The organism is Endozoicomonas sp. SESOKO2 (assembly GCF_024606245.1).
Classification (GTDB): Bacteria; Pseudomonadota; Gammaproteobacteria; order Pseudomonadales; family Endozoicomonadaceae; genus Endozoicomonas_A.
Genome location: NZ_JAHHPQ010000475.1, coordinates 1 through 4,452 on the forward strand (window position 1 = coordinate 1; position 4,452 = coordinate 4,452).

Annotated in this window: 2 protein-coding genes; both read right to left on the minus strand. The window is 49.2% G+C overall.

The features are described from left to right. On the minus strand, nucleotides 1–1,194 hold a 1,194-nt coding region (locus tag KDK17_RS10710; protein WP_257288065.1), incomplete at its 3' end, for a hypothetical protein. Nucleotides 1,195–1,324: 130 nt separating this feature from the next. Next, nucleotides 1,325–4,452 (minus strand): transglutaminase domain-containing protein (locus KDK17_RS10715; protein ID WP_257288066.1); only part of this gene is annotated, 3,128 nt, incomplete at its 5' end.

The following is a 4,452-nucleotide window of genomic DNA, read 5'->3' on the forward strand; positions in this document are numbered from 1 at the left end:
GGCAATCGGGCTCAGCCATTCCCTGATATTACTCTGGTTAATGATGATCGGGTTTTGTGGTGCTTGCTCTTTTTCAAGAGAGCGTGACAGGCTTTGGAACAGTGCCTGAAGCTCGTCCTTCCCTACCGGCATTTGATAAAACTGAATATCGTCAGGTAACTGACAGATTTCCCCGTTGCTCTCATAGCACTTTTGCGCCAGCATCTGCCGGATCGCCTGCTCAAAGGCCAGATCCTGCCAGTCGGCTCCTTTCAGAATCACCCTTTGTCCTGCCCTCAATGACTCAAGTCTGCCGGGAATATGCTGGATTCGCCCCTGTTCATCCACTCCGGGGCCACCCAACAGCAATTGTCGCCAGTTGCTGTGCAAGTGACAGTCAATCAGGACGGTATGGCCGTCATCCATAGCACTTTTGGCGCTGGGGAATTCAGCCAATACCGGGGGAGCTTCGTTGATCTCCATCGCCTGGTCGTTTCCGGTCTGTGGGTCAAACTGCCAGGTATTTCCCGGTCGATTAATTCGCCGCCAAAAATCAGCGCCCGGAGCGGCGGCTCCCGGAGCGGCGGCTCCCGGAGCGTCGTCACGCTGGCCAACCGATGCCAACTGTTCAGGGTTTGCCAGAACCAGCAGGGCAACGTGTTCTCCCAGAGGGCGTTTCTTCTTGCTGACTTTGTCGTATAGGCAGGGGTTATCCGGGTCCAGTAGATCGTTAAATTTCGGCAGTTCCCCGCTGGTGAGCTTGCGGATATCCATCACCAGAGTGAGTGGCTTTGGACCTTCAAACAGCTTGCCTGAACGGAGAACGTGGCGACCATCGCCGGAAATACTCAACCGGCTCACCAGATTATCCTGCGAGAGGTCATCGGGATCGGAGATAAGTGTGACATCACGATTTTCGTCGCTGGCCTCGGCCACTAAAAGCTGTCGAACCTCATCATCACTGGCGACAAAACGAAAGTCGAAGGAATGAGAGACCCCGGAGAGCGGGGAATCTGTTGAGGATACGGCTCTCTCTGTGTCAGGCGACACAATCGGAGGTGATGACAGAGTGAGTTTCGAGGTTAACTCAGCGCAGATTTTCACCTTCTTTTCTGACGATAACTCCAGCTTTGCCGCCTTGGGTGGCACGCCACCATGAGGCAGCTCACTGCCAAGAATGCGTTTGTTTGTTGTTCTGCCAATCTGACCATCCATAGTCAATCTCCGTACTGCAATCCGAAGGACTGTATTGAAAGTGTTTAGTTATATGACCTACAAATAGGATGAAAGTTTCATTTGGATAGCTGTCCGCAACCATCGCAAATGCGATGGTCTCATGGAAGATTCATGGACAATGGTCATTTGCAAAAAATACTGTCCGGGCTTGTACCAATGAGTCACAGATCGAATTCAAATTCACGCTGCTCACAAACTCTTCTGCAATGGTCGTCAGCTCGTCGGACCTGAGCACCAGAGCGTTATTGACGTTGAGTGCCTGCTGTAAGTTGGCATCTTTAACAGAGTTCTGAAACGATAGAGAGCTATTAATGTTACACATCATGAGAAACAGCTCTTCTGGTGAAGACGGATCATAAGCGCCATAGTAGTCTGTCTCCGTGGAGTCCCCGATGGCAGCTTTGACCCAACAATAGGTTAAACATCCGCCTTTTGAGTGCGTCACTCTATACAGGTAATGAGTGAAGGCCTGGTGAATCGATTGCACGGCTTTGTATTTTAAATCATCAACAAGGGTTGGGTTCTTCAGTGGCAGTTCAAGGGACTCTAAAATGGGTTTGTACTTGCCTTCGATATCAGGTTTTTGCGCAAGATCACATTGACTGTCGAATGCTTGCAGAGCATTGGGGCGTTGTTCTTTCACTGCTTCATCTTGATTGATTTTTTCCAACAGTTGCTTCAGGTTCGGGCTGTTCTCAGCTAACAGGGCTTCGACCTTTTGATTAATCATGGTCCTGTACCAGTCAGGCTGCCCCAGAACAATCACCGGACGGTGGTGCGCCTTGCTTGAGGTTAACTGCGAAAATGCGGGATGGTACACCAACATTCGTTCTATATTCGGAACGCCCTTGGGTTCGTCGGTCCAGGTGGTCTGTAACGATGGGTTGGCAATTTTATTTTCAAGGAATTTCGAAAACCCCTCATGATCATGAGTGATGAACAAGGGGCCACCTTCTTCTTTTTGGAAGTATTGATAAGCCGACTGCCATATCTGGCTATTTTTTCCCCTGGACAATAATTCCTTATACCATTTTTTGAGGCAATGAGCGGCTTCAACCTTTAGTTCATCGATGCCTTCCAGGCGCACCAATAGCTGATGATGCCAGTGGGCGTCCAGGCTATGGCCCTCAAGGGTTGTCACTGCATCAAGCCAACCCGATTCCAGGGCTTCACGGGCAAAGTAAATCACCGAAGGTTTGGTCAGGTCGCTGTGTTTCAGTATATCTACTATTGAGCGAAGCCACTCATGAGGGCTTGCTCCGGTCTGATCAATGATTTTTGAATGGAGTGACTTGAGTTGTTCACTGACCTGATCTTCATCATTTTTGCTCAATATTTCTCTCACTGCCTCTGACATCAGCTTATAGATATGTTCATCACCGTCAGTCTCATCGTCGGCCAATTCCTGATCGTCATTGCCCGGTGCTTCTGTTTCCAGCAACATTGAGAGACCCATGGAAACCAACATTGAGACACCCACGGAAAAACCGGTTAAATCTTTTTCCTTCCAAAGGTTCTTTATCATGTTGGAAGTACTTGGATTTGTGCCCGGTAGTGCATTGTGTGTCTCCAGAACTTTCTTCAGTTCCTCAAGACTCATGCCAATGGCTTCAGCCAGAATTTGCTGTTGTGTTAAATCAGCACCTTTCAGGACATCTTTCAGGAGATCCTTGATATTCCTTGACTCAGTGCCGGAAGCACAGACCTTCCTGGTGGTCTGGAAGTCAGATGTGATTTCAGTCGGCTCCAGGGGCGCCCCACCCAAATCCACTGACTCCCAGGTTCGGCCTCCATCCCCGGAATACTCGGCAAAACTGTGAATAAGGCTATCAACTTGCCGGGATGGAATCCCGTAATAACGGCAAAAAGCAATAAAAACAGGCACTCGATGACGACAGCTACCTTGCCGTCTGGTTACGAGGAATTGAAAGAAATTCATCCAGCGTTCTGGTTGAGCCTCACCGGAAAAATTCTGGCAATATTCCGTGATCGCTTCAATTCTTTGCTTCGTGTCTTTAGCGCTTTTTATTTTCCACAAAATCCCCTGGTCCTGGTCAGTGTTCCTGAACAGTTTGTTCAGTACTGTTTTCATACCTTCTGAACAGTGGGTGTCAAAATGTAATGATCGTTCTGGCAGGGCTTTTTTAGCAGGTGTTTTTTCGCCTGATCCTCTGGGTTCCAGGATATAAGCCACCTGAAAACTCTGGTTAGCTTTGGCTTCAGGAATAGACAGTCTGTGAAGCCCGGTATATCGGTTCCTGACCAGAGTAAATGCCAGGTCGGGTTCTATACGCAGGGCTACGATATAGTCGTTAGGCGTCAGGCTGGGCAAGGCATATTGACCATTTTTCGGTGACACCTCAAAGGTTGCCAGGGTTTGATCGCTGGCTAATGTCACTTCCTGATCACGCCCCGGTAACCGGGCTGGCATGAGGGTTTCGAACCCTTGAATGTGTTGATCACTAATCTCGATCAGTTTGACATCACCCTTAGCAGTCACATAAGTATCTATTACCTGGCAGCGATACATGTGGGAAGGATATTTCTGCGTATTAAAAATTTTATAATCGCAAACTGTTGGGAGCTCCAGACCCTCATATTTCGTTCTTCTGTCCAGTGCCGGAGCGTGTTTCTCTTCGACTTCCGGTTTGTATTTTTCAGAATCGTCAACCCAGTGGTTCGACAGGTCACTTATCTGATGCCAAAACCCGGGCCACAATCGAACTGCATTGGAGTTCCACGCCTCTATCCGTTTCTCAGCCTCCCGAAGATGAGGCTGAGAAACGGATAATTTCAGTGTCAGTGCCTGTTCTTCCGTCAGGCAAAATACGCTGTTGGCGTCCGTGCCCGTCTCGCCAAACTTACGATCAAACCAGCGTTGCTGCCAGTGTCGGTAAAGTGCCTGAGTGAGAATATCCTCCGACTGATCCGGCTTCAGGGAAAGACCGGATGCCAGCCATCTGATCCGGGCCACGCTTTTGATAATTTCGGCTCTGGCTTCCTCTCCATTCAGCTCGGCCTTAATACGAATTTCGTGGCGTTTTTCATCAATACTGTTGAGATAACTCCGTCGTATCAACCACGGACGATCAACGTCGGATACCGTTTGGTTGAACCATTGGCAAAGTCCGGAATCAAGCTCACCGTTACTCATGGTAAGAGCCGTGACAAGAGCCGATGATTCTGGCAGTGCCTCCAGCGATATCCCGGCCGCCATCAGATAAAGCCGGTAGTGCC